23 protein-coding genes are annotated in these 24,580 nt (G+C 72.0%); 10 read left to right on the forward strand and 13 right to left on the reverse strand.

The features are described from left to right. Positions 1 to 201 precede the first annotated feature (201 nt). Together QSK39_RS45750 and QSK39_RS45755 are read right to left on the reverse strand one after the other, a co-directional pair. Positions 202 to 3,012: a type 2 lanthipeptide synthetase LanM family protein gene (locus tag QSK39_RS45750; RefSeq protein ID WP_285484082.1), complete on the reverse strand. Its 2,811-nt coding sequence runs from the start codon at positions 3,010 to 3,012 to the stop codon at positions 202 to 204. Between the two features lie 87 nt (positions 3,013 to 3,099). Next, entirely contained in the window at positions 3,100 to 3,294 is a 195-nt protein-coding gene (locus tag QSK39_RS45755) for a DUF6229 family protein (RefSeq protein ID WP_285484083.1), read from the reverse strand. A 360-nt stretch (positions 3,295 to 3,654) separates the two neighbouring features. Here QSK39_RS45755 and QSK39_RS45760 point away from each other — a divergent pair, with 360 nt between their 5' ends. From QSK39_RS45760 to QSK39_RS45795, 8 genes are read left to right on the forward strand one after another with little or no spacing between them, the layout of a single operon-like run. Further along, positions 3,655 to 4,974, forward strand: coding sequence for an MSMEG_0569 family flavin-dependent oxidoreductase (locus QSK39_RS45760; RefSeq protein ID WP_285484084.1), 1,320 nt, complete (start codon positions 3,655 to 3,657; stop codon positions 4,972 to 4,974). After that, entirely contained in the window at positions 4,971 to 5,807 is an 837-nt protein-coding gene (locus tag QSK39_RS45765) for an amidohydrolase family protein (RefSeq protein ID WP_285484085.1), read from the forward strand. Before QSK39_RS45760 ends, QSK39_RS45765 begins: the two co-directional genes overlap by 4 nt. A gap of 4 nt (positions 5,808 to 5,811) precedes the next feature. Further along, the gene (locus QSK39_RS45770) at positions 5,812 to 6,324 is read left to right on the forward strand and encodes an MSMEG_0572/Sll0783 family nitrogen starvation response protein (RefSeq protein WP_285484086.1); all 513 of its coding nucleotides are present in this window, start codon (positions 5,812 to 5,814) and stop codon (positions 6,322 to 6,324) included. 10 nt (positions 6,325 to 6,334) lie between these two features. Beyond that, entirely contained in the window at positions 6,335 to 7,405 is a 1,071-nt protein-coding gene (locus tag QSK39_RS45775) for an MSMEG_0568 family radical SAM protein (RefSeq protein WP_285484087.1), read from the forward strand. A 1-nt stretch (position 7,406) separates the two neighbouring features. Then, on the forward strand, positions 7,407 to 8,777 hold the full coding sequence (locus QSK39_RS45780) for an MSMEG_0567/sll0787 family protein (RefSeq protein WP_285484088.1): 1,371 nt from the start codon (positions 7,407 to 7,409) through the stop codon (positions 8,775 to 8,777). Next, a complete protein-coding gene (locus QSK39_RS45785) occupies positions 8,774 to 9,604 on the forward strand; it encodes a carbon-nitrogen hydrolase family protein (protein WP_285484089.1) in 831 nt (276 codons plus the stop codon). Before QSK39_RS45780 ends, QSK39_RS45785 begins: the two co-directional genes overlap by 4 nt. Then, positions 9,605 to 10,435: a carbon-nitrogen hydrolase family protein gene (locus QSK39_RS45790; protein ID WP_285484090.1), complete on the forward strand. Its 831-nt coding sequence runs from the start codon at positions 9,605 to 9,607 to the stop codon at positions 10,433 to 10,435. It begins immediately after the preceding gene. Beyond that, entirely contained in the window at positions 10,435 to 11,472 is a 1,038-nt protein-coding gene (locus tag QSK39_RS45795) for an MSMEG_0565 family glycosyltransferase (RefSeq protein ID WP_285484091.1), read from the forward strand. The genes QSK39_RS45790 and QSK39_RS45795 overlap by 1 nt, the downstream gene beginning before the upstream one ends. Here the strand turns inward: QSK39_RS45795 and QSK39_RS45800 are convergent. Continuing rightward, positions 11,457 to 12,092, reverse strand: a complete 636-nt coding sequence (locus QSK39_RS45800; RefSeq protein ID WP_285484092.1) for an HPF/RaiA family ribosome-associated protein — start codon at positions 12,090 to 12,092, stop codon at positions 11,457 to 11,459. The genes QSK39_RS45795 and QSK39_RS45800 overlap by 16 nt on opposite strands. Before the next feature lie 150 nt (positions 12,093 to 12,242). Here QSK39_RS45800 and QSK39_RS45805 point away from each other — a divergent pair, with 150 nt between their 5' ends. Beyond that, positions 12,243 to 12,866, forward strand: a complete 624-nt coding sequence (locus tag QSK39_RS45805; protein ID WP_285484093.1) for a hypothetical protein — start codon at positions 12,243 to 12,245, stop codon at positions 12,864 to 12,866. Positions 12,867 to 12,904: 38 nt separating this feature from the next. Here QSK39_RS45805 and QSK39_RS45810 read toward each other — a convergent pair whose 3' ends face one another. From QSK39_RS45810 to QSK39_RS45855, 10 genes are read right to left on the reverse strand one after another with little or no spacing between them, the layout of a single operon-like run. Beyond that, positions 12,905 to 13,273 carry a VOC family protein gene (locus QSK39_RS45810; protein ID WP_353051120.1) on the reverse strand — a complete coding sequence of 123 codons (369 nt, stop codon included), beginning with the start codon at positions 13,271 to 13,273 and terminating at the stop codon, positions 12,905 to 12,907. Between the two features lie 26 nt (positions 13,274 to 13,299). After that, the gene (locus tag QSK39_RS45815) at positions 13,300 to 13,890 is read right to left on the reverse strand and encodes a DinB family protein (RefSeq protein ID WP_285484095.1); all 591 of its coding nucleotides are present in this window, start codon (positions 13,888 to 13,890) and stop codon (positions 13,300 to 13,302) included. Positions 13,891 to 13,911: 21 nt separating this feature from the next. Further along, the gene (locus QSK39_RS45820; protein WP_285484096.1) at positions 13,912 to 14,262 is read right to left on the reverse strand and encodes a TraR/DksA family transcriptional regulator; all 351 of its coding nucleotides are present in this window, start codon (positions 14,260 to 14,262) and stop codon (positions 13,912 to 13,914) included. Continuing rightward, on the reverse strand, positions 14,255 to 16,021 hold the full coding sequence (locus QSK39_RS45825; protein WP_285484097.1) for an acyclic terpene utilization AtuA family protein: 1,767 nt from the start codon (positions 16,019 to 16,021) through the stop codon (positions 14,255 to 14,257). The genes QSK39_RS45820 and QSK39_RS45825 overlap by 8 nt, the downstream gene beginning before the upstream one ends. Continuing rightward, on the reverse strand, positions 16,018 to 16,797 hold the full coding sequence (locus tag QSK39_RS45830) for a TIGR03084 family metal-binding protein (protein WP_285484098.1): 780 nt from the start codon (positions 16,795 to 16,797) through the stop codon (positions 16,018 to 16,020). Before QSK39_RS45830 ends, QSK39_RS45825 begins: the two co-directional genes overlap by 4 nt. Position 16,798: 1 nt before the next feature. After that, positions 16,799 to 17,545, reverse strand: a complete 747-nt coding sequence (locus QSK39_RS45835; protein WP_285484099.1) for an enoyl-CoA hydratase/isomerase family protein — start codon at positions 17,543 to 17,545, stop codon at positions 16,799 to 16,801. Further along, the gene (locus tag QSK39_RS45840; RefSeq protein ID WP_285484100.1) at positions 17,542 to 19,494 is read right to left on the reverse strand and encodes an ATP-binding protein; all 1,953 of its coding nucleotides are present in this window, start codon (positions 19,492 to 19,494) and stop codon (positions 17,542 to 17,544) included. The genes QSK39_RS45835 and QSK39_RS45840 overlap by 4 nt, the downstream gene beginning before the upstream one ends. A gap of 4 nt (positions 19,495 to 19,498) precedes the next feature. After that, positions 19,499 to 21,097 (reverse strand): acyl-CoA carboxylase subunit beta, encoded by a 1,599-nt coding sequence (locus QSK39_RS45845; protein WP_285484101.1) that lies wholly within the window; start codon positions 21,095 to 21,097, stop codon positions 19,499 to 19,501. Then, complete coding sequence (locus QSK39_RS45850; RefSeq protein ID WP_285484102.1) at positions 21,094 to 22,656, reverse strand: AMP-binding protein; 1,563 nt, start codon at positions 22,654 to 22,656, stop codon at positions 21,094 to 21,096. Before QSK39_RS45850 ends, QSK39_RS45845 begins: the two co-directional genes overlap by 4 nt. An 8-nt stretch (positions 22,657 to 22,664) precedes the next feature. After that, complete coding sequence (locus QSK39_RS45855; RefSeq protein ID WP_285484103.1) at positions 22,665 to 23,816, reverse strand: acyl-CoA dehydrogenase family protein; 1,152 nt, start codon at positions 23,814 to 23,816, stop codon at positions 22,665 to 22,667. Positions 23,817 to 23,885: 69 nt separating this feature from the next. Here QSK39_RS45855 and QSK39_RS45860 point away from each other — a divergent pair, with 69 nt between their 5' ends. Beyond that, the gene (locus QSK39_RS45860; protein ID WP_285484104.1) at positions 23,886 to 24,515 is read left to right on the forward strand and encodes a TetR/AcrR family transcriptional regulator; all 630 of its coding nucleotides are present in this window, start codon (positions 23,886 to 23,888) and stop codon (positions 24,513 to 24,515) included. The last annotated feature ends 65 nt before the right edge of the window (positions 24,516 to 24,580 follow it).

The raw sequence follows: 24,580 nt of genomic DNA on the forward strand, positions 1-24,580 counted from the left end.
ATGCCCCGGGCCCGCCGGGTCCTGGCGCGTGTCCCGCAAGTGGTCGAGCAAGTCCTCGGCGATGGCGGGCTCACCGGCAGGTGATCAACGCCAAACCGCGCGCTGGCGCGCCCCGCTACGCCAACCGCGCCGCCTACCACAAGGCCGGACTCACCATCGCCGCCATCTTCCTCCGCCTCCGATGACGTCCCGGGCCCGTTCCTAGTCCAGCAGCAGCGGAGAGGGCAACTGCTGCTCAGGGCGCATGCGAAGCAAACCGTGCACCACCCCGGCCAGCCCGGACATCAAGCTCGGGGAAAACGCCTCCCGGGCCAACCCGCCGACCGGGCCGCGCTGCTCGAGGCCGGTCAGCAGCTCGCCGTCGATCTCGTCGCGGTCCGGGCCGTCCCAAGACGGGTCGGCCAGGCGGATGGCGTCCAGCATCTCCCACAGGCCCATGTCCCCGTGGCACAGCGTGTGGCTCCAGCCGAAGCCTTCAGCAGCGCTCGCGCGGGCGGCGCGGGCCGCCATCTCCAGCCGCCGCGGGTCGCCCGTGCGGCGGTGCAGGTCGAGCATCGCCAGGCCGATGCCCGCGCTGCCGTGGCACCAGCTGGTGAAGAAGTCCTCCTCGCTGCCGATGCGGGCGTCGAACCAGTTGCCGACCTCCGGGCGGTACAGCCATTCCTGGTAGGCGAAAGCCCGCTCGGCGAGCTCCCGCCAAGTGGCCCGTTCCGCCGGGGTTCCGGCGTCGCTGAGCGCGAGGCGGGTCAGCGTCCAGCCGATGCCGGTGGCGCCGTGGGCGAACCCGCCGATGCCCTCGGGGTTGAGCCGGGTGGGCCACCGGGCCCCGTAGTCCTCGTGCACGGCCAGCTCGGCCAGCCGGTTCCCGACCGCCGCGGCCACCGGCAGCCACTTCGGCCGCCCGGTCGCGGCCAGGCCGAGCAGCGGCAACCCGGCGCCCGCGACGCCGTTGAGCAGGTCCACCTCGCGGTCCTCGGCGATCATGCGGCCGTCGGCGAACTGGCCGGCCCGCTCCTCCGCCCGGTCCAGCAGCCAGTCCCAGCCCAGCACGCGGTGCAGCGCGAGCCAGGTCCACACCTGGGACGCCGCACCGCTGAACGCCCCCGCGGACGGCGTCTCGGTCAGCTCCTCGACGCTCATCAGCACCTTCAGCGCGCCGTCGAAGCACTCCTGCACGCCGTCGACCTCGTCGGCGCGTCCCGCGCGCACCTCGGCCAGGTACTCGGCCAGGGTGAGCACCACGCCGCCCTGGCCGGTGTACAGGTCGGCGGGCAGGACGCGGATCGACCAGCCCGCCGGGGTGAACACCGGACTGACCCAGCTGACCGTGCCGTCCGAGCCGCGCACCGCGCCGTCGCACAGCTGCCGGACCAGCCGCGCGGCCAGCGCCCGGCGCCGGGGCTCGCGGTCCCGGCAATGCGGTTCGTGGGCGGGGTACTGGCGGCGCGAGGGCAGCGTGCGCTCGTTGAGGTAGGCCCCGACGAGCGCGTCCTGGATGATCGCCTCCTCGAACGGCAGGTCCGCCCCTCGCCAGTCGGCCACCGACGCCTCGATCGCCGCGCGGTCCACCTCGAAGCTGAACAACGGGACGTCCCCGGCCAGCAGGTCGGCGATCTCCGCGTCGATCGCCGGGAGCTCCTGCGGCGCGCCGTGCAGGACTTTCGCGTTGCGGAGCAGGATGTCGCGCCCGCGCTCGATCGCGGCCGTTTCGTCGTGCAGGGACGCCGGGTGCCACAGCATCCGGCCGATGTCGACGTAGGCCTGCGTCGGGCGCAGGATCCGGCGGGCTTCGACGCCCTCGAAGTGCCGGAGCAGGTGGTGCCCACCGGGACCGGCGTCGAGGCGGTGCAGGTGCGCGGTCATCTCGCGGAAGCCTTCGAGCACGCGGTCCCAGTGGGCGTGCAGCACCGCGGTCGGGCTGGGGTGGTTGCCCGCGGCCGGCATCTCGACCAGGTCGACCTCCAAGCGCGCGGCGGCCGTGCCCGCACCGGCGATGACCGGTGACGGGATGCGCGGCTGCTGCCCGGGCAGCGCGCCGATCCCGGAGATGTCCACCCCGCCGAGCGCGTAACCCTTGCCGCGCACCGGGAGGAGCCCGGTGCGCAGGACCGTCCGGCGGATCGCGGCGGTCGCGACGTCGACGGCGTCGCCCTGACCGCTGGGCGGGAACTCCGCGGGGGCGTCGAACAGGGTCTCGGCGTCCACGATGACCGGCACCGGGCCCGCCGCGATCATGTTCTCCGCGTGCATGTCGGTGCCGCCGCACAGCCGCAGGACCGCCAGCCAGTGCCCGAGGTTGCGGTAGAAGACGCCCAGCTCGCGTTCGTCCGCGCAGTAGCGGGGTTCGACGAACTCCGCCCACCCGTAGCCGTCGCGCACGAGTACCGGCGGCACCCGGATCCGCTCGGCGGCCGGCGGGGCGCCGGGGAACGTCTCGTAGACGTCCTCGAGCAAGGCCGCGAGCGCGGCGTCGATCGCCGAGTTCCGCGGTTTGTACATGATGGTTCCGTCGCCGACGTCGACCCGGCTGACCGTCAGGCCGCCCCGGTGCGTGTCACCGCGGCCGAAGGTGACCGCCCGCAGTTCCCCGCGCAACGGCGCACCGAACAGCGGGCGGTCCGCCGCCAGCCGCGCGGCGAACCCGGCGACGGCGGCCACGGACAGCCGGGCCACCGACTCGACCCGCCGCGGGAGGACCGGGTAGCGCCCTTCGATGCTCGCCAGGTAGTCCTCGCGCGTCGCGTCCTCGACGTACTCCGCCCAGAGCCCGGTGCCGTCGCCGCCCGCGGTCAGCTGCCGGGCGTGCAGTTCGATCAAGAACACGCGCGAGAGCTTCGCGTGCAACGACTGGACCAGCGCGTCGCTCCCGGCGGCCAGCACCACGGCGCGCTCGTCCGGGGTCAGGCCGGGGATGGCGTCGAGCGCACCCGCCAGCGCGGTCCGCCACGGCCGCGCGAGCCGGTCCACCGGCCCGCCGAACGGGAGGGTTTCACTGTCTGCTGAATCGAGCACCACTGACCTCCGGCTGATCCGACCCGGGCGCGCGCCCGCGCTCCCCCGGCAAGGGAGTCGCGGGCGCGTGCTGGTGAACGACTTTCGTCAGCAGCACCAGCTGCCGTGCGAACCACTCGGGCTTGAACAGAACGCGTACAGCATGTCGGTCGGGTCGACCAGCGAAGCCTCGGCGGCGTTTCCGCCGACGTACAGCGGGCCGGCGGGGTTCGCCAGTCCGTGGGCCGATTCCGAACCCGACAGCCAGCCTTCCAGGACGGCCGTGGAATCAACTGTCTGCATGAAGAACCTCCAGGTAGACGAAGGATCGGGAACATACCCGGCGGAGTGTAACCAGCAAAACTTCGCTGCTTCGACGGCCATTCGGCGGACACCGAAGATCCATTTCCGTCCGCTTTTTCCAGAAACGCGCACAAACCAACAAAAGAAGGTCGTTGACCACACCGAACGGGTGACGACAAAAGTACCGTGCTCCCCGGAAAGATTGTTTCGGGCGGCGCCGGGCCGCCATTTCCGGTCCGGCCGGGGGCGTTCGGCGTGTTACGAGGGCCCCGGCGCAAGCGTTACCCCCGGCCGGTCTGGTAACACGCCGATGTTCCGGATGAAACCATCCGGACATCGTCCGCCGGTGCACTGATCGGCATGAACCTCCAGCTCGACGGCCTGCACCGGCCGGTGATCGTGGTCGGCGGCGGCCAGGCGGGACTGTCGATGTCCCACTGCCTGACCACCGCCGGGGTCGGGCACCTCGTGCTCGAACGCGAGCGCGCGGGGCACGAATGGCGGACCCGCCGCTGGGACAGCTTCTGCCTGGTCACGCCCAACTGGCAGTGCCGGCTGCCCGGTTTCCCCTACGCGGGTGATGATCCGGACGGGTTCATGGTCCGGGACGAGATCGTCGCCTACCTCGAGTCGTACGTGAAGGACTTCGACGTCCCGCTGCACGAGGGGGTCGAGGCGACGCGGCTGCGGCAGCTGCCCGGCGGCGGGTTCCGGCTCACGACGTCGGCCGGCGAGCTGACCGCCGACCACGTCGTGCTGGCCACCGGCCCGTACCAGGTGCCGTTGAAGCCGCGGCTGGCCGAGCGGCTGCCGGAGAGCGTCGTCCAGCTGCACTCGGCCGAATACCGCAACCCGGACCAGCTGCCGCACGGGGACGTCCTGGTCGTCGGCACCGGGCAGTCCGGCTGCCAGATCGCCGAGGACCTGCACCTGGCCGGGCGCCGGGTGCACCTCGCCGTCGGCTCGGCGCCACGCGTGGCGCGGCGCTACCGCGGCCGGGACGTCGTCGCCTGGCTCGACGAAATGGGTTACTACGCCCGGGGAATCGACGAGTTCGCCGACGCGGACGCCGTCCGGTTCCGGGCCAACCACTACGTCACCGGCCGCGACGGTGGCCACGACATCGACCTGCGCGCCTTCGCCGCGCAGGGCATGCAGCTCTACGGCAGGCTCACCAGTGTCCGAAATGGACAGCTGGCGTTCGCCGGCGACCTGCGCCGCAACCTCGACGCGGCGGACGCGGTGTCCGAGGGCATCAAGGACTCGATCGACGGGTTCATCGCCCACCGCGGGATCACCGCACCGCAGGAGGACCGGTACCAGCCCGTCTGGGAGCCATCGGACGGCCACCGCACCCTCGACGCGGAAGCGCTTTCCGCGGTCGTCTGGAGCACCGGCTTCGGCCGTGACCACCGCTGGATCGACGTCCCGGTCTTCGACGGCAAGGGCTACCCGACGCACCACCGCGGCGTCACCAGCTGCCCCGGCCTGTACTTCCTCGGCCTGCCCTGGCAGCACACCTGGGGTTCCGGGCGGTTCTGCGGCGTCGCCGCGGACGCCGAGTACCTGGCCCGGCGGATCACCGGCGGCGGCCGGGGTGACGTCCGCTGGCTCTCCGGCACGCCCGTGAGCACCTACCCGGCCGACGACGACTGGGTCGCGCCGAGGACGGTCGCATGAAGTGGGCGAACGACGCCCACCGGCACCTGGGCGTACTACCCGCGTACCCGTTCTACGGCGGCCCGCCGGTCGCCCCGGCGATCGGCAGCCGCGCGACGATCGGTGAACTACTGTCCGATTTGGACCGTGAGGGCACCGAACGCGCGCTGGTCATCCCGAACTACGGCGTCCCGGACCCGGCGATTGCTTTCTCCTTCAACGAACTCTGCGTCGAGGCGGCGGGCAAGGACGATCGGATCAGCGCCGCGTTGTGGGTGTCGCCGCGAGCCGAAGACGCCGACCGGACCGACGACGCGCTGAAGCTCGCGGGTGAGGATGGCGTCCGCGCGTTGAAGCTCAGCTTTCTGCTGGGCGGCAAGGCATCCGACCCTGCGTGCAAGCCACAGCTTGACAAGATCTTCGCCACGGCAAAGGAACACGACCTCGTCGTGCACGTCCACACCTCGCCGGGCGCGGCGTCGGACATCGACGAGGTCGGCAAGCTCGTCGACGCCTACGCCGGCGACGTCAAGCTGCACCTCGTCCACTTCGGCGGCGGCATGAGCGGGCACATCAAGCTCGTCGGCGGCCGCTTCTTCGACTGGATCGCCGCCGGGAAACAGGTCTACACGGACCTGTCCTGGGCGATCGGTTTCACGCCCCGCTGGCTCGTCGACGAGATCTCGCGCCGTGGTATCGGCCACGACCGCGTGCTGTTCGCCTCCGACGAGCCGTGGGGCGATCACGAGGGCGAACTCGCCAAGCTGGCCGCCGCGGCCGGCGACGGCGAGCTCGCCGACCTGGTTTTCCGCGGCACGTTCGACGTGCTGTACGGACCGAAGAAAGGGAAATAGACCGATGGCAGAGCTGACCGACACCGAAAAGACCAGCCTCGACGAGATCCCGCACCCGTCGCTGCCGCAGGGCTCCAACCTGTACGGCGGGACCAAGGTCTTCCCGGACTACCAGGCCGAACCCGGCCAGAGCTACTTCACGCTCGTGCACGGCATCGCGCACGAGTCGTCGGTGAGCTTCGTGGCGATCCTGCAGGCGACCCGCGCGCTGCGGAAGGGCTTCGAAGCCGCGATCTACTTCTACGGCCCGGGTTCGCTGAACTGCCTGGCCACGCGCGGCTTCCCGACCACCGGCAACGCCGCGTTCCCGGGTGAGCTGAACATCAACGACCAGCTCAAGACGTTCATCAGCGAGGGCGGCAAGGCCTACTGCTGCCGCTTCGGCCTGTCGCTGCACGGCGCGCGTGAAGAGGACCTCATCGAGGGCGTCATCCCGACGCACCCCCTCGACGTGCAGGACGCGCTGATCCACTACGCGCGCAAGGGCGCGATCATCAACTCCACCTACATGTTCTAGGGAGCGGTCTGTGCGCGTTGGCATCGAAGAGGACTTGGAAACCCGCGCCGACATCGCCGTCCGCGGAGTGCGCGTGGACGCACCTGTGCAGCGCAGCAAGGGCGCCGGGCCGAGCGACGACGGCCACCTGGTGGTCGACGGTGCCAACGCCACGCTGCCCCTGAACCCGTCGAGCCCGTACACCGTCCGCGACGGCCGGATCTTCCGCGAGACGATCGACCTGGGCCTGAGCGTCGCCCCGGTCGGCCGGCCGCGGTTCTACGATCTGTCCACAGCGGACGGTGTGCCGTACCGGAAGATCGCGCTGCTGCACGGACAGGACGTCCTCGCGACGACGGTCGTGCAGACGTGCATCCGGTACGCCGAGGACCAGCGGTGCCGGTTCTGCACCATCGAAGAGTCGCTGCGGGCGGGGTCCACAGTGGCCGCGAAGACCCCGCAGCAGCTCGCGGAAGTCGCCGAAGCCGCGGTGCGGCTCGACGGCGTCCGGCAGATGGTGATGACGACCGGCACGACGTCCGGGCCCGACCGCGGCGCCCGGCACCTCGTGCGCTGCGTCCGCGCGGTGCTCGACGCCGTTCCGGGCCTGCCGATCCAGGTGCAGATCGAGCCGCCGGGCGACCTCGGTGTGCTGCAGGACCTGCGCGACGCCGGGGCGACGTCGATCGGCATCCACGTCGAGTCCCTGGACGACGAAGTCCGGCGGCGCTGGATGCCCGGGAAGTCGACCGTGCCGATGGCCGAGTACGAGGCCGCGTGGGCGGAGGCGGTCCGCGTGTTCGGCCGCAACCGCGTCTCGACGTACCTGCTGATCGGCCTCGGCGAGGACCCGGACTCCCTGGTGGACGGTGCCGGACGGCTGATCGACATGGGTGTCTACCCGTTCGCCGTGCCGATGCGGCCGATGGTCGGCACGCTGGCCCGGCAGGACGGCGCCAGCGCGCCTTCGCCCGCGCTGGTCGCCGACGTCACCGGCCGGATCGCCGCGCTGCTGCGGGCCGCCGGGATGACCGGCGCCGAGCAGGGCGCGGGCTGTGCCGCGTGCGGTGCCTGCGGGCTGCTCAGCGCGGCGGGTGGCTGAGATGGACCACGACATCCTCGCGTTGCTGGGTGACGTCCGCAGTGTCGCGGCGCGCCCGGCGTTCACCATCGGCGAAGCCGGCCACAGTGGACTGACGGCGTACCGCGCCCTGCGTCACGAAGCCTTCGTTGCCCGGCAAGGACTTTTCGCCGGACACGACCTCGACGACCACGACACCGACCCGCGCACCCTGGTCCTGGTGGCCCGGGACGCGTCGGGTGAGGTGCTCGGCGGTGTCCGCCTCGGCCCGGCGACCGACGGCCCGGACCTCGGGTGGTGGAAAGGCGGCCGGCTGGTCGTCGCGCCCGGGTCGCCGTCCGGAATCGGTTCGGCCCTGGTGCGCGCGGCGTGCGCACGAGCCGAGTCCGAAGGCGCGCTTCGGTTCGAGGCAACCGTCCAGGCGCGTACTCAAAAGCTGTTCACCCGGCTCGGCTGGCAACCGGTGCGGCCGGTGACCGTCGCCGGGCACGACCACGTGCTGATGCGCTGGCCGATCGGCCGGATCGCGGCGCTGGCCCGGTCGACGAAGGCCGCGCTCGGCCCGCTGCTGCACGGAATGACCGGGGTACCGGGCTTCGTCGGCGACGACGGCGTCCCGCTGCCCGGCACCGACGTCGTGGCGGCCTGCGACGCGATCATCCCGTCCATGGTCGAGCGCGACCCGGAATGGGCCGGCTGGTGCTCGGTGCTGGTCAACCTCAACGACCTGGCCGCGATGGGCGCCACGCCGACCGGGATGCTCGACGCGCTGGGTGCGCGCGACGCGTCCTTCGCCGCCCGGGTCCTCAGTGGACTGCGCAAGGCGAGCCAGGCGTACGGCGTCCCGGTGCTCGGCGGCCACACCCAGTTCGGCGTCCCGGCTTCGCTGTCGGTGACGGCGCTGGGCCGCACCACCGATCCGGTGCCCGGTGGCGGCGGCAAGCCGGGCGAGCGCGTCTGGCTGACGGCGGATGTGAGCGGCGGCTGGCGGCCGGGCTACACCGGACGTCAGTGGGACTCGACGAGCTTCCGCCGCACACCCGAGCTGCGCGCACTGCTCGGCTCGGTCGCCGCAGCGAGACCGAGCGCGGCCAAGGACGTCTCGATGGCCGGCATCGCGGGCACCCTAGGCATGCTCGCCGAGGCGTCCGGCTGCGGCGCGGTCCTGGACGTCGAAAAGGTGCCGCGGCCGCGCGGAGCGTCCACCGGGGACTGGCTGACCTGCTTCCCCGGCTTCGCGATGCTCACCACCGGCACCCCCGCGCCCGCGGGCCCGGCGGTCACCGCGGACTGCGGCGAACTGGTCGCGGGCACCGGCGTCACGCTGCGCTGGCCCGACGGCGAACGGACGCCCGCCATCGAGGGCGGCGTCACCGGATTGGGGAACTCATGACGACACTCAGGATGGCCGCGGTCGCCGCGCCGTTCGACCGCGACCTCGAAGGCGACTTCGCGCGCATCGAGAAGCTGATCGGCGAGGCGAAGGCCGAGGGCGTACGGCTGCTGGCGCTGCCGGAAGCGGCCCTCGGCGGCTACCTCGCCAACCTCGACGGCGGTGCCGAAGGGCCGCCCGCGCTGGCCGTCGACGGCCCGGAGGTGCAGCGGCTGGCGGCGCTGGCCGGCGACCTCGTCGTCACGGCGGGGTACTGCGAGCTCGCCGGCGGCCGCCGCTACAACTCCGCGGTCTGCGTCACCGGCGACGGCGTCCTCGGCAACCACCGCAAGGTGCACCAGCCCCTGGCCGAAAACGCCAGCTACGGCGCCGGCCGCGGGTTCGCCGCCTTCGAGACGCCGGTCGGGCGCCTGGGCATGATGATCTGCTACGACAAGGCTTTCCCCGAGTCCGCGCGGGCGCTCGCCCTGGACGGTGCCGAGATCGTCGTCTGCATGAGCGCCTGGCCCGGCAGCCGGACCAACGCGGCGCCCGATCTGGCGCAGGACCGCTGGAAGCGGCGGTTCGACCTGTTCGACCGGGCCCGCGCGCTGGAGAACCAGATCGTCTGGCTCTCGGCCAACCAGTCCGGCACCTTCGGCGACCTGCGGTTCGTCGCCGGGGCGAAGATCGTCGACCCGGGCGGCGAGATCGTCGCCGACACCGGCGTCGCCGAGGGGATGGCGATCGCCGAGTTCGACGTCCAGGCCGCGCTCGCGACCGCGCGCCGGTCGATGGGGCACCTGGCGGACAGACGCCCCGACGCCTACCCCGTTAGTGTCCCGTGAATGGGGCAGATCCGGCTCGCCGCCGTCGCCGCGCACTTCGGCCGCGACCTCGACTTCGACCTGCAGCGCATCGCGACGCTGATCGACCACGCGCGCTCGTCGGGCGCCGCGCTGCTGGTGCTGCCGGACGCGGCCCTCGGCGGCTACCTCGCCGACCTGCGCCATCCGGACCCGGAGGCGCTCCCGCCGGCCCTCGACCCCGACTGCGCGGAGCTGAAGACCATCCAGTCGCTGGCCGCGGAGATGGTCGTCTGCGTCGGCTACTGCGAGGCCGACGGGCCGCGGCGCTACAACTCCGCGGTGTGCGTCACGGGTGACGGTGTCCTGGGCCGGCACCGCAAGGTGCACCAGCCACCGGGGGAAAGCGTGGCGTACGAACCGGGGGCCGAGTTCGCCGCGTTCGACACGCCGGTCGGGCGGCTGGGCATGCTGATCGACTACGACAAGACGTTCCCCGAGTCGGCGCGTTCGCTGGCGGTCGACGGCGCGGACATCGTCGCCTGCCTGAGCGCGTGGCCGACCAGCATCACCAACCGCGCGCCCCGGATGGCCCAGGACCGGCAGTCACGGCTGTTCGACCTCTACGACCAGGCGCGGGCGGCGGAGAACCAGGTCGTCCTGGTGTCGTCCAACCAGACCGGCGCGATGGGCGGCATGCGGTTCCTCGGGCAGGCGAAGGTGGTCGGGCCGGGCGGCGAAATCCTCGCGCGGACCTGGTCGAAGGCCGGCATCGCGGTCGCCGAGCTGGACGTCGGGCAGGAGATCGCCAACGCCCGGCGCGTGCTGCACCACCTGGGGGAACGGAAACCGTCGGTGTACCGGGAGGCTTGATGCGCATCGCCCTGCTGAGCTACTCGACGAAACCCCGCGGCGGGGTGGTGCACACGCTGGCGCTGGCCGAAGCGCTGGCGGCGCTGGGCGAGGACGTCACGGTGTGGACGCTCGCCCGCGGCGGCGACGCGGGGTTCTTCCGGCCGGTCGACCCGGCGGTGCGGGTGTCGATCGTGCCGTTCCCGGACGTCCCCGGCGAGAGCGTCGGCGAGCGGATCCTGCGCTCGATCGCGGTGCTGCGCGCCGCGTTCACCCCGGGCGAGTACGACGTCGTGCACGCGCAGGACTGCATCAGCGCCAACGCCGTCGACGCTTGCGTCCGGACGATCCACCACCTCGACACGTTCACGACGCCGGAGCTGGCAGCCTGTCACGAGCGGGCCATCGTCCGGCCGTACGCGCACATCTGCGTGTCCGCGGCGGTGGCGGCGGAGGTCCGGGCCGGCTGGGGCATCGAGGCGGCGGTGATCCCCAACGGCGTCGACTACGACCGCTTCGCCACCGCCCGCCCGGACGCCGGCCGGGGACGGTACGTGCTGGCCGTGGGCGGAATCGAGCCCCGCAAGGGCTCCCTGGACCTGCTGGAGGCGTACGCACTGCTGGCCGCACCGGAGGTCCGGCTGCTGATCGCCGGCGGCGAGACGCTCTTCGACTACCGCGACTACCGCGCGCGGTGGGAGAAACGCGCCGCCGAGCTGGGTGTCGAGCCGGAGGTGCTGGGCCCGGTCCCGCACGACGAACTGCCGTCCCTGATGGCGTCGGCGGCCGTGTTCGCCTTCCCGTCGACCAAGGAGGGTTTCGGCCTGGCCGCGATGGAGGCGCTGGCCGCGGGGGTGCCGGTGGTGACCCGCGACCTCCCGGTGCTGCGCGAGGTCTTCGGCGGCGTAGCCCGCTTCGCGACCGACCCACCCGGGTTCGCGCGAGCCCTGCGAGCGGCGCTGGCGGGCGGCGACCCGGAACCCGGAAGGGCCGTCGCCCGCCGCTACAGCTGGCCGGCCGCCGCCCAGGCGCACCGGGCGTTCTACCGGTCGCTGTGATCGTCTTCCGGGTCTTCCGGAGCGGGCATGTGCCGGATGCTTTCGCTGCCCTTGTGATCGTGGGCGCGGGAGTAGTGGGAATCCAGCACCCGCCCCAGCTTGTGCGCGGCCCCGGAGTAGGCGTCGTCCACAGTGGTCGCGTGGTGCGTGACGGCAACGGGCTGCTTGCCCCCGGGCCGAGCTTCGATCACGCACTTCTTGTCATCCGGCTTGCCACCGCCGTCTTCGCTGAGGTGCACCTCCACCCGGGTCAACCATCCCCCGAACCGGGAGAGGCTGCCCTCCAGGTCGGTCGTCACGAAGGTGGCCAGCCGTTCGCCACCGTGGATGTTGTGGTCGGTGTTGACCTGGATCTGCACGAGCACCCTCCAAAGCGGGACAACGATGAACCCGGTCAGTACCACGAAGGCGATCACCTCAAACCCGGCGGCGCGGTAACTGATCGGCTGCCTGGGGCGATGTACCAGGTAATGGCTGACACCGCGTGCTTCGTGCAGTTCCCCCATCCCGGCACCGAGCACCGCTTCGCCGGCGATGAGATGCCGTGGAACGTCGGCCGCCACGGACGAAAGTTCTTGGTCGCGCCCGGACGGTACGTCGCCGACGACGATCGGCCCCACGAGGGCGAGGTGGTGTTCTGGGCAGAGTGGGAGCCGCCTTCCCGGGTCGAACGCCATTGGCCGCGTGAGGGCGATCTACCACGAACGTTGCACCGGCCGTATTGGACACGGCCGAGTCGAGCACGGCCGCGGCAGAACACCGACCCATGGGTGTTCGGCGAGCGGATGGTCTACAGCAACTGCAAGCAGACCGCCGGTACACCGCGACGCCCCACCGCGATGCAATCCTTGCCGCTCGGCTCGGTGATCTGCTTCGGGTCCACCCTCCGCGGCCAATTCTGCATCGACACCGTGTTCGTCGTCGCCGACGCGCAGCCCTGGACGCCCGGCCGGACAGTAGGTCTGAACGTCGACGAGGCCTTCATCGTCTGCACCGCCCAATCCCTGACACCCACGGCCGCCGACGCCGGTCGGGCCGGTTGCAGCCCGGGCTGCCCACCCGACGCCGAGCTGCAGCTGACCCTCTATCGCGGGGCGACGATCGACAAACCGATACACGGCATGTACAGCTTTGTCCCGGCCAGGCCGGCCGACCACCCGCAACCCCGGTTCCAGCGGCCCGCCGTGCATTTGCCAGAACGGATCAATCCTGCCAGCAGGCAAAGCACCCGCGGCGCCCGCCGAGCGCTACCGATCGAGGATGTGCGCAGAGCCTGGATGTCGCTACGCGACCAAGTCCTGGCTCAAGGCCTGGTACTCGCGACTTATTTGGCCACCCCGCCGAGGGCTTCCGCGCACGAGTCGGTCACCGCCAGTCCCGATACTTCGTGCTGATTACGAGACAGCGGTTGAGCGCACGGTAAGGACCGGACCTACGCGTCGTGGAAGGGGGCAGGTTCGGCGGGGATTCGTTGGGACATCAGGCAGAACTCGTTGCCCTCCGGATCCTCCAGCACCACCCACGAGCCGCTGCCGATGATGGTCGACCGCTGAGCGCCGAGATCGAGCAGGCGGGCCAGTTCCGCGTCCTGTCCGCGGTCGGTGGGGCAAACGTCGAAATGCATGCGGTTCTTCGCCGTCTTCGGCTCGGTGACGCGGACGAACAGGATGTCCGGGCTGGTCGTCGCTCCTCGGATGGCCACACCCGTCTCGTCGCGGGCGAAGACCCGGTAGCCCAGTACTTCGCACCAGAAACCGGCGATCCGTTCGGGATCGTTGCTGTCGATGATGATGTCGCCCACGCGGCTCGCCATGGAATGGGAGCCGCTCAGCCGGCGTGCCCGGCCGCGCGGGCCACCCGCTCCAGCTTCTCGCGGTACTCCGCCCACTTGTCCGCGTCCTGGTCGGGCAGGATCGATGCGCCGGCTCCGAAGCCGATGGCGCCGTCGATGAGTTCGCGGACGATGTCGGCGTGGCCGGCGTGGCGGTTGATCTCGGCGGTCACGTGCACCAGCACCCGGTGCAGCGTCGTCTCGCGGCGCTCCGGCGGCCACCACGGGACCTCGCTGACCGCGTCCAGCGGGGTCGACTCGATGGTCTCGTCCGCGAACGCCCAGACACGCCGGTAGAGCCCGACGATGTCGTCGTGCGACTCGTCCTCGGACGCCCAGAAGTCGGCGCTGGGGTCGTCGTCCATGTTTTCGTACCACGGGAGCGACTCCGGGAACTTCCGGCCGAACGGCTCGCCGAAGTACCCGAGCTCGACACCGGCCATGTGCTTGACGAGGCCGAGCAGGTTGGTTCCGGTGGTCGTCATCGGCCGGCGCATGTCGTACTCGGAAAGGCCGTCGAGCTTCCACACCAGTGCGTCGCGCGCCGTCTGCAGGTATCGCCGCAGATCGTCCTTCGGATCGGTCATGCGAGGAAGGTACCCGGCGGGTCACCGAGCCTTGTTCGCGCAGGCGATGCAGATCCGCGTCGCCGGGAGGGCGGTGAGGCGTTCTTCGGCGATCGGGCCGCCGCAGCGTTCGCACGTTTCCCAGACGCCCGCGCGTACCCGCTCGGCGGCGCGGTCGAGGTCGGCGAGGTCGTCCTGGGCCTGCCGCAAAAGGGCCTGGACCTGCGCCCGCTCGAACGCGATCGTCGCGCCTTCCGGGTCGTGCTCGTCGTCGTTGCTGGTGAACTCCGACGCCTCGACGATCCCGTCCCGCTGCCGGGTCAGCGAGGCGGCCAGGCGAGCCGTCTCGGCCCGGGCCCGCTCGATCAGCCCGATCGCGGCACGCTCATCCACGGCGAGCGACCGGCCCGCGAACGGGCACGTCGACCACCCGGCTGCGCAGGTATTCGGCGAGTCCCTTCGCCTGCGGGTCGGGACGGGTCGCCGCGGCGACGCCTTCGCCCAGCAGGCCCACCACGACGAAGTTGAGCGCGCGCAGGTTCGGCAGCTCGAACCGGCGGACGGCCAGCGCGGCCGCTTCGGGCAGCAGCTCCCGGAAGCGGTCTTCGTCGAGATATCCGCGCAGCCACGCGTATTCGTCGTCGGTGCGGGTCCAGAAGCCGACGTTCGCGTTGCCGCCCTTGTCGCCCGAACGGGCACCCGCCACCTCGCCCAGCGGTGCCCGCCGGGTCGGGCCGAAGTCCCGTGGCGGTGCCGCGTCGGGCACCGGCGCCGGGAGGGGCGGGCCGGTGGGCGGATGCGGGACGACGACCTCCGTCCCGTCCGGCAGCGTGACCCGGTGCGTCACCTCGGCGGCCGGGACCAGGGCAGGCCAGTAGACGCCGAACGCGCTTTCGGCCGACGGCGGGGTCGTCGTGTGGAAGCCCGGGTAGCCGCCGAGCGCGAGCTCCATCGCCGTGTTCGAGAAGCGGCGGCCGACCTTGCGGGCGTCCGGGTCCTTGACCGTGATCCGCAGGTGCGCCGTGGCCTCGGCGTTCACCGGCGCGTCCGCGTGGTCGAACCGCAGCAGCGTGACGTCGGCCTCGGCGAACTGGTCCTTGCCGCCCAGCAGCGCGAACAGCTGCTCCTCGGCCCACGCGGCCTTCTCTTCGATGCGGGCGCCGGTGAGGACGAGCGTCATCGTGTTCCGGTAGCCGCCGTCGTGGTTCAGCGCCACCTTGAGGTGCTCACCCGGCGGGCTGCCGCGGGTGCCGCTGATCCGCACCCGGTCCGGTCCGGCCGCCTCGAGCCGCAGGGTGTCGAAGTGCGCGACCGCGTCCGGCCCCGCGTAGGCCGGTTCGGCGATCTCGTACAGCAGCTGCGCGGTGACCGTGCCGGGCGAGACCAGTCCCCCGGTGTCCGCGTGCTTGGTGATGACGGACGAGCCGTCGGCCGCCACCTCGGCGATCGGGAAGCCGGGGTACCGCCGGTCGGTCACCTCTTCGAAGAACGCGTAGTTGCCGCCCGTGGCCTGCGGGCCGCATTCGATGACGTGCCCGGCGGCCATCGCGCCCGCGATCGCGTCGAAGTCCGTGGGTGCCCAGCCGTGCCACCAGGCGGCCGGGCCGACGACCAGCGAGGCGTCGGTGACCCGGCCGGTGACGACGACGTCGGCGCCGGCGGACAGCGCCGCGGCGATGCCCCAGCCGCCGAGATAAGCGTTGGCGGTCAACGGTCCCACGCCGGCTTCCGCGAGCTTCCGGCCGGTGTCGAGGTGCGCAAGGTCGTGCCCGGCTGCCTGCAGCTCGGCCAGCCTGCCGACGATGTCGTCGCCGTCGACGTGGGCGATCTCCGGGTGCAGGCCGAGCCGGCCGGCGAGGGCGGCGATCTCGGCGGCCAGCCCCGGCGGGTTCAACCCGCCGGCGTTCGAGACGATCCGGATGCCGCGGTCGAGGCAGGTACCCAGGACGTGCTCGAGCTGGGTGAGGAACGTCTTCGCGTACCCGAGCGCGGGGTCCTTCCGGCGGGCCTTCCAGAGGATGAGCATGGTCAGCTCGGCGAGGTAGTCCCCGGTGAGCACGTCGATCGGGCCGCCCTCGACCATCTCTCGGGCCGCTTCGAGGCGGTCGCCGTAGAAGCCGGAGCAGTTCGCGATCCGGACCGGGCGGCTCATGCGCGTCCCCGTCCGGGCGCGCCCGCGAACGCCTGGGCGATGCCGATCCACTCCTGCGCCGCCGGCCCGAGCACCACCAGTCCGGTGTCCTCGGCACGCCGCCGTTGCGTGACCGTCAGGCAGAAGTCGAGCGCGGTGCCTTCGACGCGGTCGGCGGCGGCGCCGTCCCCCCACGTCCACCGGTCGCCCGACGGTGCGTGCAGGACGACCCGGATCGGGACGACCGGCGCCGGACGGCCGTGCAGCCCGAAGCTGAACGCCGTCGTCGAGACGCCGAGGTGGGCGATGTGCCGGAGCCGGTCGGTCGCCACCCGCGTCACGCCGAGCGTGTCGGCGATGTCCTGACCGTGCGCCCACGTCTCCATGATCCGCGCGGTCACCGACGACGCCACGCTCATGTCCGGCCCGTACCAGGGCAGCCGGGCCCGCGGGTCGCGGCCGCGGAACGCCGTTACCAACGCCGTGCGCGCGCGGGCGAACCACGCCCGGACTTCCCCGGCGGTCAATCCCGCGTGCTCGGCGGCGACGCGGTCGGGGAAGTCCATCCCGCCGGCCATCAACGCGGCCGCCGCGCGGCGGAACCCGTCCGGGTCGACCAGGGCCTGCGTCGCGGCTTCGTCGAAGAACGCCAGGTGCGTGAGCTGGTCGCGGATGTCCCAGCCCGCCGCGGGAGTCGACCGCGCGATGCCGGTGTCGTCGAGCGGCGCGATCATCCTTTCGACGTCGGCGGTCTCGGCGAGCAGGTCGTCTAGCAGCGCATCCAGGGAGACGGGCATGTCAGCGTCCTTCCCACACCGGCGCACGCTTCTCGCGGAACGCCGCCGGGCCTTCCTGGGCGTCGCGCGAGCGGTACACCGGCGCCCAGATCTCTTCGGCGCGGTCGTAGACGTCGGGACACGAGAGGTAGGCGGTGCGTTTCGCCGCGCGGACCGACAGCGGCGCGTTGCCGCCGATCCGCCGGGCGAGGTCCTGCGCGCGGGAACGCAAGTCCGCCAAGGGAACCACGTCGTTCACCAGCCCCAGTTCCCGGGCCCGCTGCGCGTCGAGGGGGTCGCCGGTCAGCAGGATCTCCAGGGCCACCCGCGGGGGCACGAGCCACGACAGCGGCGCCGCCCACGGCGCCCCGCGGCCCACCTTCACCTCGGTCACCGCGAAGTGTGCGTGCGAAGCCGCCACGACCAGGTCGCACTGCTGCGCCAGCAGGAAGCCACCCGCGTAGGCCACGCCGTTGACCGCGGCGATCGTCGGCTTCGGGACGTCGATGTTCCGGCCGAACACCGGCAGGAAGTCCGGCGGCGGGATCTCCAGCGAGGTTTCGGCCATCTCCTTGAGGTCCCCGCCGGCGCAGAACGCCTTGTCGCCGGCGCCGGTCAGCACGAGCACCGCGGCGGAGTCGTCGGCGACGAACCGGCGCGTGCCCGCCCACAGCCCGTCCCTGACCTCCTTGGACAGTGCGTTGCGTGCTTCGGGACGGTCGATCGTCAGCCAGGCGATCCCGTCGTCGACCTCGTAGGAGACGCTCATGACACGACCGCCAGCACCTGGCCGGTGTCGACCTGGTCGCCCTGGCGCACCCGCAGGTCGGACAGCACCCCGTCGGCCGGCGCGGCCACCGTGTGCTCCATCTTCATCGCCTCCAGGACGAGCAGGGGCTGGCCGGCCGTCACGGCGTCGCCTGCGGCCGCGAGCACCCGCACCACCGCACCGGGCATGGCGGCGAGCAACGACCCGGTGGCCGTGGCGGCGTCCGGGTCGGCGAACCGCGGCACCTCGGCCAGCGCGACGGACCCGTCCGGACTATCCACATAGGACACTCCGGCGTGCGTCCACACGGCGTAGGTGCGGTAGACGCCGTCGATCTCCAGCTCCACCTGCGAAGGCGACGCCGACAGCAACCGCACCGAACTCCCGAGCGGCTCGCCGTTCACGGTGACGCGCAGGCCGGAGCGCCGCAGGGAGTACGCGACCTCCCAGGTGTCCGGACCGGCCGTGTAGGCGACCCGCTGGGACGCGCCCCCGACGTTGCGCCACCCGGACGGCATCTCGGGCACGACCCGCGCGGCACGCCGGTTGCGCGCCTGAGCCGCCAAAGCCGCGGCCGCGGCCTGCCGGGCACCGCCGGCGGACGCGCCGAGCGCGGCCGGGTCGTGCCGGGTCAGGTAGCCGGTGTCGGTCCGCCCGGCCAGGAACTCCGGCTCGGCCAGGATGCCGGCCAGGAGGTTCCGGTTGGTCGTGACGCCGTGCAGCTCGGCGTGCCGCAACGCCCGCGCGAGCGTCCGGGCGGCTTCGCGGCGGGTGCGGCCGTGGGCGATCACCTTGGCCAGCATCGGGTCGTAGTGCGGGCCCACCACGGAACCGTCCTCGACACCGGAGTCGACGCGCACCCCCCGCAGCGACGGGACGTGGAAGCGGTGCAGGGTGCCGGTGGCGGGCAGGAACCCGGCCGGGACGTCCTCGGCGTAGAGCCGGACCTCGATCGCGTGCCCGTCGATCCGGGCGCCGGTGACCTCGGGCGGCAGGGCCTCCCCCTCGGCGACGCGCAGCTGCTGCTCGACCAGGTCGAGCCCGGTGACGAATTCCGTGACCGGGTGCTCCACCTGCAGCCGCGTGTTGACCTCGAGGAAGAAGAACCGGCCGTCGGAGTCCAGCACGAACTCGACCGTGCCCGCACCGGTGTAGCCGATCGCCTTCCCGGCGGCCACGGCCGCGGCGCCGAGTTCGGCCCGAAGAGCGTCGTCGACCGCCGGTGACGGGCACTCCTCGACGATCTTCTGGTACCGCCGCTGGATCGAGCACTCGCGCTCGAACAGATGCACCACCTCGCCGTGCGTGTCCCCGAGGATCTGCACTTCGATGTGCCGCGGGTCGACGACGAACCGCTCGAGGAACACCGTCCCGTCCCCGAACGCCGACGCGGCTTCGCGCCGGGCGCCGTCGACGGCTTCGGCGAGCCCGGCGGCGTCGTGCACCACGCGCATGCCCCGGCCGCCGCCGCCGAACGCGGCTTTGACCAGCACCGGGAAGCCGATCGACGCGGCCACCGCGGCGAGGTCGGTCTCGTCGGTGACGGTCGCGCCGGGCAGCACCGGGACGCCGGCCGCGTCCATCAGCGCCTTGGCCTCGATCTTCGACCCCATCGAGGCGATGGCTTCCGGGGACGGGCCGACGAACGTCAGCCCGGCTTCGGCGCAGGCGCGGGCGAACCCGGCGTTCTCCGACAGGAACCCGTACCCCGGGTGGATCGCGTCCGCCCCGGTCGCCTGAGCGGCCGCGATGACCAGGTCGGCACGCAGGTAGGTGTCGGCAGGCGCCGATCCGGGCAGCCGGACGGCTTCGTCGGCGAGCCGGGCGAAGGGCGCGCCCGCGTCCGGGTCGGAGTAGACCGCGACGGTCGAGATGCCGAGGTCGTGCGCGGTGCGCAGGACCCGGGCCGCGATCTCCCCGCGGTTGGCGACGAGCAGCTTGGTGATCATCGGCTCACATCCGGAAGACGCCGAAGCCGCGCCGGCCCTCGACGCGGTTGGAGTGGACGGCGGACAACGACATCCCCAGCACGTCCCGGGTGTCGCGCGGGTCGACGATGCCGTCGTCGTAGAGCCGGGCGGTGACGGCGAAGGCGTGCGACTCGGTGTCGATCTGGCTTTCGATCGCCGCGGTGCGCGCGCGGTCGGCGTCCTCGTCGAACGGCTTGCCCTGCGACGCGGCCGACGCCCGGCCGACGATCGACATCACCCCGGCGAGCTGAGGCGCGCCCATCACCGCGAGCTTCGCGCCCGGCCAGGCGAACATCAGCCGCGGGTCGTAGGCCCGCCCGGACATGCCGTAGTTGCCCGCGCCGAACGACGACGCCATGTTCACGGTCAGGTGGGGCACGGTGCTGTTGGTGACGGCGTTGATCATCTTGGCGCCGTCCTTGATGATGCCGCCCTGCTCGTAGCGCGTGCCGACCATGTAGCCGGTCGTGTTCTGCAGGAACACCAGCGGGACGTCGGTCTGGTTGGCGAGCAGGATGAACTCGCTCGCTTTCTTGGCTTCCTCGCTGAACAGCACGCCGCGGTGGTTGGCGAGCACCCCGACCGGATAGCCGTGGATGCTCGCCCAGCCCGTCACCAGCGAAGTGCCGTAGAGCGGCTTGTACTCGTCGAAGTCGGAGCCGTCGACGGTGCGGGCGAGGATCTCGCGCGGGTCGAAGGGCACCTTGGTGTCCGGCGGCACGATGCCGAGGATCTCCTCGGGGTCGTACTTCGGCGGCTCCGGCGTCCGGCTGGGAGCCGGGCCGAGCTTGCGCCAGTTGATCCGGGAGAGGACGCGCCGGCCGAGGCGGATCGCGTCCAGTTCGTCGACCGCGAAGTAGTCGGACAGGCCGGAGACGCGGGAATGCATGTCGGCGCCGCCGAGCGACTCGTCGTCGGCCTCCTCGCCGGTGGCCATCTTGACCAGCGGCGGGCCGCCGAGGAACACCTTGGCCTGGCGGTCGACGAGCACCGCGTAGTCGCACATGCCCGGCACGTACGCCCCGCCCGCGGTCGAGTTGCCGAACACGATGGCCAGGGTCGGGATGCCCAGCGAGGACAGCTCGGTCAGCTCGTGGAAGATCCGCCCGGCCGGCACGAACAGGTCGGCCTGCGTCGGGAGGTCCGCCCCGCCCGACTCGACGAGGTTGACCACCGGCAGCCGGTTGACGCGGGCGATCTCCAGCGCCCGCAACGTCTTCCGCAGCGAGTAGGGGTTCATCGCGCCCCCGCGCACGGTCGGGTCGTGCCCGATGACCACGCACTCCACATCGGACACCACGCCGATGCCGGTGACCACCGAGGCGCCCACGGTGAAGTCGGTGCCCCACGCCGCGAGCGCGGACAGTTCGAGGAACGGGCTGTCCGGGTCGAGCAGCAGCTCGAGGCGTTCGCGGACCGGGAGCTTCCCGCGGTCGCGATGGCGCCGGACGTACCGCTCACCGCCGCCCGCGACGGCCAGCTCGAGCTGCTCCTCCAGCTTCGCCAGTGCTTCGAGCTGAGCCTTCCGGTTGGTCGCGTAGCTTTCGGCGGAGACGTCGAGCAGCGACTTGAGGACGGTCATCGGGCTCCCCCGTAGTGCCCGGAGTGCTTCTCCCGGACCACGTTCTTCCGGATCTTCCCGGTGGACGTGCGCGGCAGCTCGTCGGTGACGATCACGGCCTTCGGGACCTTGTACCCGTCCAGGCGGTCCTTCAGCCGCAGCCGCAGGTCGTCGGCGTCGATCCGCTCCCCCGGCTTGGGCACGACGACCGCGGTGATGGCCTCGCTCCACCGCTCGTGCGGGAGGCCGACGACCACGACCTCGGCGACGTTCGGCTCGGTGTCGTAGATCGCGCGCTCCACTTCGATCGAGGCGACGTTCTCGCCGCCGGTCTTGATCACGTCCTTGAAGCGGTCGGCGAACCACAGCACGCCGTCCTCGCCGAACCGGCCGACGTCACCGGAGTGGAACCAGCCGTGCCGGAACGCCTCCGCCGTCGCCTCGGGGTTGTGCAGGTACTCCTGCATGGCCGACGGCGCCCGGTAGACGATCTCGCCCTGCTCGCCGCGCGGCAGCAGGTTCCCGTCGGGGTCCATGATCCCGACCTGGACGCCGGTGAGCGGCGTCCCGACCGCGCCGACGTGCGACAGCTGGTGCTCCGGCCGGAAGAGCGTCGTGATCGGGCTCATCTCCGTCTGGCCGAACAGCAGCGCGAAGTCGCAGCCGAAGCCGTCGAGGCACGCCTTGATCTGCGCCTCGGGCATCGGGGCCATCGCGTAGACCGCGCGCCGCAGCGACGACAGGTCGCGCCCGGCGAACGACGGGTGCTCCAGCGCCGCGCGGTACATCATCGGCAGGCCGAAGACCTGCGTGATCTGCTCGCGTTCGATCGTGTCGAGGAAGCGGTCCGGGTCGAAGCCGCGGTGCACGAAGATCGTGGCGCCGACGACGATCGCGGGCGTGCAGAAGGCGTTGAGCTGCGCGGTGTGGAACATCGGCATCATCGCGACGAACCGGTCGTCGGCGCGCCAGCCGGAGTCGAGCGCGGCCGACATGGACTCCAGGTGGATCGCCAGGTGCGTGCCGACCACGCCCTTCGGGAACGACGTCGTGCCCGAGGTGTACAAATAGGACAGTGGGGCCCGGTCTTCGACGACCACCTCCGGCGAGGTCGGGTCGTCCGCGAGCACGTCGTCGAGGGTCGTCCCGGTGGCTTCGCCGGTACCGGGCGCGACGATCACGTCGGTGACGCCGGGTGCCTCGGCCACGGCGGGAGCGATCGCGCCGAGCAGCTGGCTCTCCACGACGATGCCGCGGGCCTGCGAATGCTTCAGGACGTACGCGACTTCGTCGCCGCGCCAGCCGAGGTTGACCGGGACGCAGACGAGCCCGAGCTTCGCGCAGGCGTAGTAGACGGCGAGGAACTCGGCGCTGTTGGCCGACGCCAGCGCGAGGACGTCCCCGGTGGTGTAGCCGCGTCCTGCCAGGCCGTGCGCGAGGCGGTTGACCCACGTGTCGAACTCGCCGTAGGTCCAGCGGCGGTCGCCGTCGACCACGGCGAGGGCGTCCGGGCGGGCGAACGCGACGCGGGTCAGTGCGTCGCCGACGTTGACCCGGTGGACGAGGTTGTGGTCCGTCATCAGTCCTCCTAATAGGACCGGGGCAGCCCGAGGCTGTGCTGCGCGACGAAGTTGAGGATCATTTCGCGGTTCACCGGGGCGATCCGCAGCAACCGGGCCAGCCCCCAGTACGGCAGCAGCCCGAAGTCCGCCGAGACGCCGTTGCCTCCGTGGGTCTGGATCGCGGCGTCGACGGCGGCCAGCGCGGCCTCCGCGGCGGCGTACTTGGCCATGTTCGACGCCTCCCCCGCCGGCTGCCCCGCGTCGTGCAGGGCGGCCGCCCGGTGCGTCATCAGGGCGGCCAGCTCGGTCTCGATCTTGGCCTTGGCCAGCGGGTGCGAGACGCCCTGGTGGACGCCGATCGGCCGGTCCCACACGGTCCGCTCGCGGGCGTACTTCGCGGCGACGTCGAGGGCGTAGCGCGCGATGCCGACGCAGAGGGCGGCGCCGGTGATGCGTTCGGGGTTGAGGCCGTGGAAGACCTGCCGGAACCCGGCGCCCTCGTCGCCGACGAGCGCCGTGGCGGGCAGCCGGACGTCGTCGAAGTGCAGGGTGAACTGCTTCTCCGGGAGCATGACGTCCACCGGCAGCGGCGTGACGGTGAGGCCGGGCGCGTCCACCGGGACGAGGAACAACGAGAGCTGGGCGGTGCCGTCGGGGTCGCGGCCGGTGCGGGCGACGAGCAGCAGCGCGTCGGCGGTGTCGACGCCGGAGATGTAGTACTTCTCGCCGTCGACGATCCAGTCGTCGCCGTCGCGGCGGGCGGTGGTGCTCAGCTTGTGGGTGTTGGAGCCGGCATCGGGCTCGGTGATCGCGAAGACGACCTTCGTCCGGCCGCCCGCGATGCCGGGCAGCCATTCCTTGCGCTGCTCCGGCGTGCCGAACTCGGTGATCACCTCGGCGGAGATGGCTTCGGTGACGAGCAGCAGCAGGATCGGCGCGCCCTTCGCGGCGCTCTCCTCGATCACGATGGTCAGCTCGGCCAGCCCGCGGCCGCCCCCGCCGTACTCCTCGGGGATGTTGACGCCGATGAAGCCGGCGTCGCCGAGGGCGTGCCACAGCTCGGTGCACTCCCGGCCTTCGCGGGCGTGCTCGACGTAGTACCGGCCGCCGAACGGAGCGGCGATGGCGCCCACCGCGGCCCGGAGATCGCGGGCCTCGTCGCTCTCGAACACGTCCACGCAGACGCTCCTTAGTGATTCAAAATTCACTTATAGCGCACCGTAGCGCCCGGCTGCGATGATGACAAGATGACGACCAGCTCCCCTGCCTCCGCGGCCACCCGGCGCCGGCGCGACCCCGAGCGGCGGGAGCGGATCCTGACCGCCGCCGCCGAGCTGACCGCCCGGCGCGGGTTCCACGCGATCGGCATGGCCGACATCGGCGCGGAGGCGGGCATCGTCGGCTCCGGCGTCTACCGGCACTTCGAGAACAAGGACGCGATCCTGGTCGCGCTGCTCGACCGCGTGATGGCGCGCCTGCAGGACGGCGCCGCCGGGATCCTTGCCGCCGCGACCGACGACCACACCGCGTTGTCGGGCCTGATCAGGGACCACGTGCTGGTCGCCATCGAGGACCGCACCGTGCTCGCGGTCTACCACCGCGAGGTCCACAACCTGCCCGAGGACGACCGGCGCCGCCTGCGCCGGCTGCAGCGGCACTACCTCGAGGACTGGGTCGACGTGCTCGCCCCGCTGCGCCCCGACCTCGCCGACGGCGAGCTCCGGCTGGCCGTGCACGCCGCGATCGGCGCGGTGCAGTCCACGCTGTTCTTCCGCAGCGGGCTCGCGCCGGAGCGGCTGGCCGAGCTGCTCGGCGGGATGGCCCACGCCTGTCTCGGCGTCACGCCGACACCTTCCGCGTCAGTGAATGGCGAATAACTTTCTCTTGATTTGGTGACCTGGCTCACGGCATGCTGATCGACGTCGGCGACGGCGAAGGAGCC

This window comes from Amycolatopsis sp. NBRC 101858, from assembly GCF_030269325.1.
Classification (GTDB): Bacteria; Actinomycetota; Actinomycetes; order Mycobacteriales; family Pseudonocardiaceae; genus Amycolatopsis; species Amycolatopsis ponsaeliensis.

Excerpts from the sequence above, each read along its gene's own strand:
- QSK39_RS45755 (WP_285484083.1), bottom strand. The coding sequence starts at position 3,294 with ATGCAGACAGTTGATTCCACGGCCGTCCTGGAAGGCTGGCTGTCGGGT.
- QSK39_RS45760 (WP_285484084.1), top strand. The coding sequence starts at position 3,655 with ATGAACCTCCAGCTCGACGGCCTGCACCGGCCGGTGATCGTGGTCGGC.
- QSK39_RS45765 (WP_285484085.1), top strand. The coding sequence starts at position 4,971 with ATGAAGTGGGCGAACGACGCCCACCGGCACCTGGGCGTACTACCCGCG.
- QSK39_RS45770 (WP_285484086.1), top strand. The coding sequence starts at position 5,812 with ATGGCAGAGCTGACCGACACCGAAAAGACCAGCCTCGACGAGATCCCG.
- QSK39_RS45780 (WP_285484088.1), top strand. The coding sequence starts at position 7,407 with ATGGACCACGACATCCTCGCGTTGCTGGGTGACGTCCGCAGTGTCGCG.
- QSK39_RS45785 (WP_285484089.1), top strand. The coding sequence starts at position 8,774 with ATGACGACACTCAGGATGGCCGCGGTCGCCGCGCCGTTCGACCGCGAC.
- QSK39_RS45790 (WP_285484090.1), top strand. The coding sequence starts at position 9,605 with ATGGGGCAGATCCGGCTCGCCGCCGTCGCCGCGCACTTCGGCCGCGAC.
- QSK39_RS45795 (WP_285484091.1), top strand. The coding sequence starts at position 10,435 with ATGCGCATCGCCCTGCTGAGCTACTCGACGAAACCCCGCGGCGGGGTG.
- QSK39_RS45815 (WP_285484095.1), bottom strand. The coding sequence starts at position 13,890 with ATGACCGATCCGAAGGACGATCTGCGGCGATACCTGCAGACGGCGCGC.
- QSK39_RS45825 (WP_285484097.1), bottom strand. The coding sequence starts at position 16,021 with ATGAGCCGCCCGGTCCGGATCGCGAACTGCTCCGGCTTCTACGGCGAC.
- QSK39_RS45830 (WP_285484098.1), bottom strand. The coding sequence starts at position 16,797 with ATGCCCGTCTCCCTGGATGCGCTGCTAGACGACCTGCTCGCCGAGACC.
- QSK39_RS45835 (WP_285484099.1), bottom strand. The coding sequence starts at position 17,545 with ATGAGCGTCTCCTACGAGGTCGACGACGGGATCGCCTGGCTGACGATC.
- QSK39_RS45840 (WP_285484100.1), bottom strand. The coding sequence starts at position 19,494 with ATGATCACCAAGCTGCTCGTCGCCAACCGCGGGGAGATCGCGGCCCGG.
- QSK39_RS45845 (WP_285484101.1), bottom strand. The coding sequence starts at position 21,097 with ATGACCGTCCTCAAGTCGCTGCTCGACGTCTCCGCCGAAAGCTACGCG.
- QSK39_RS45850 (WP_285484102.1), bottom strand. The coding sequence starts at position 22,656 with ATGACGGACCACAACCTCGTCCACCGGGTCAACGTCGGCGACGCACTG.
- QSK39_RS45860 (WP_285484104.1), top strand. The coding sequence starts at position 23,886 with ATGACGACCAGCTCCCCTGCCTCCGCGGCCACCCGGCGCCGGCGCGAC.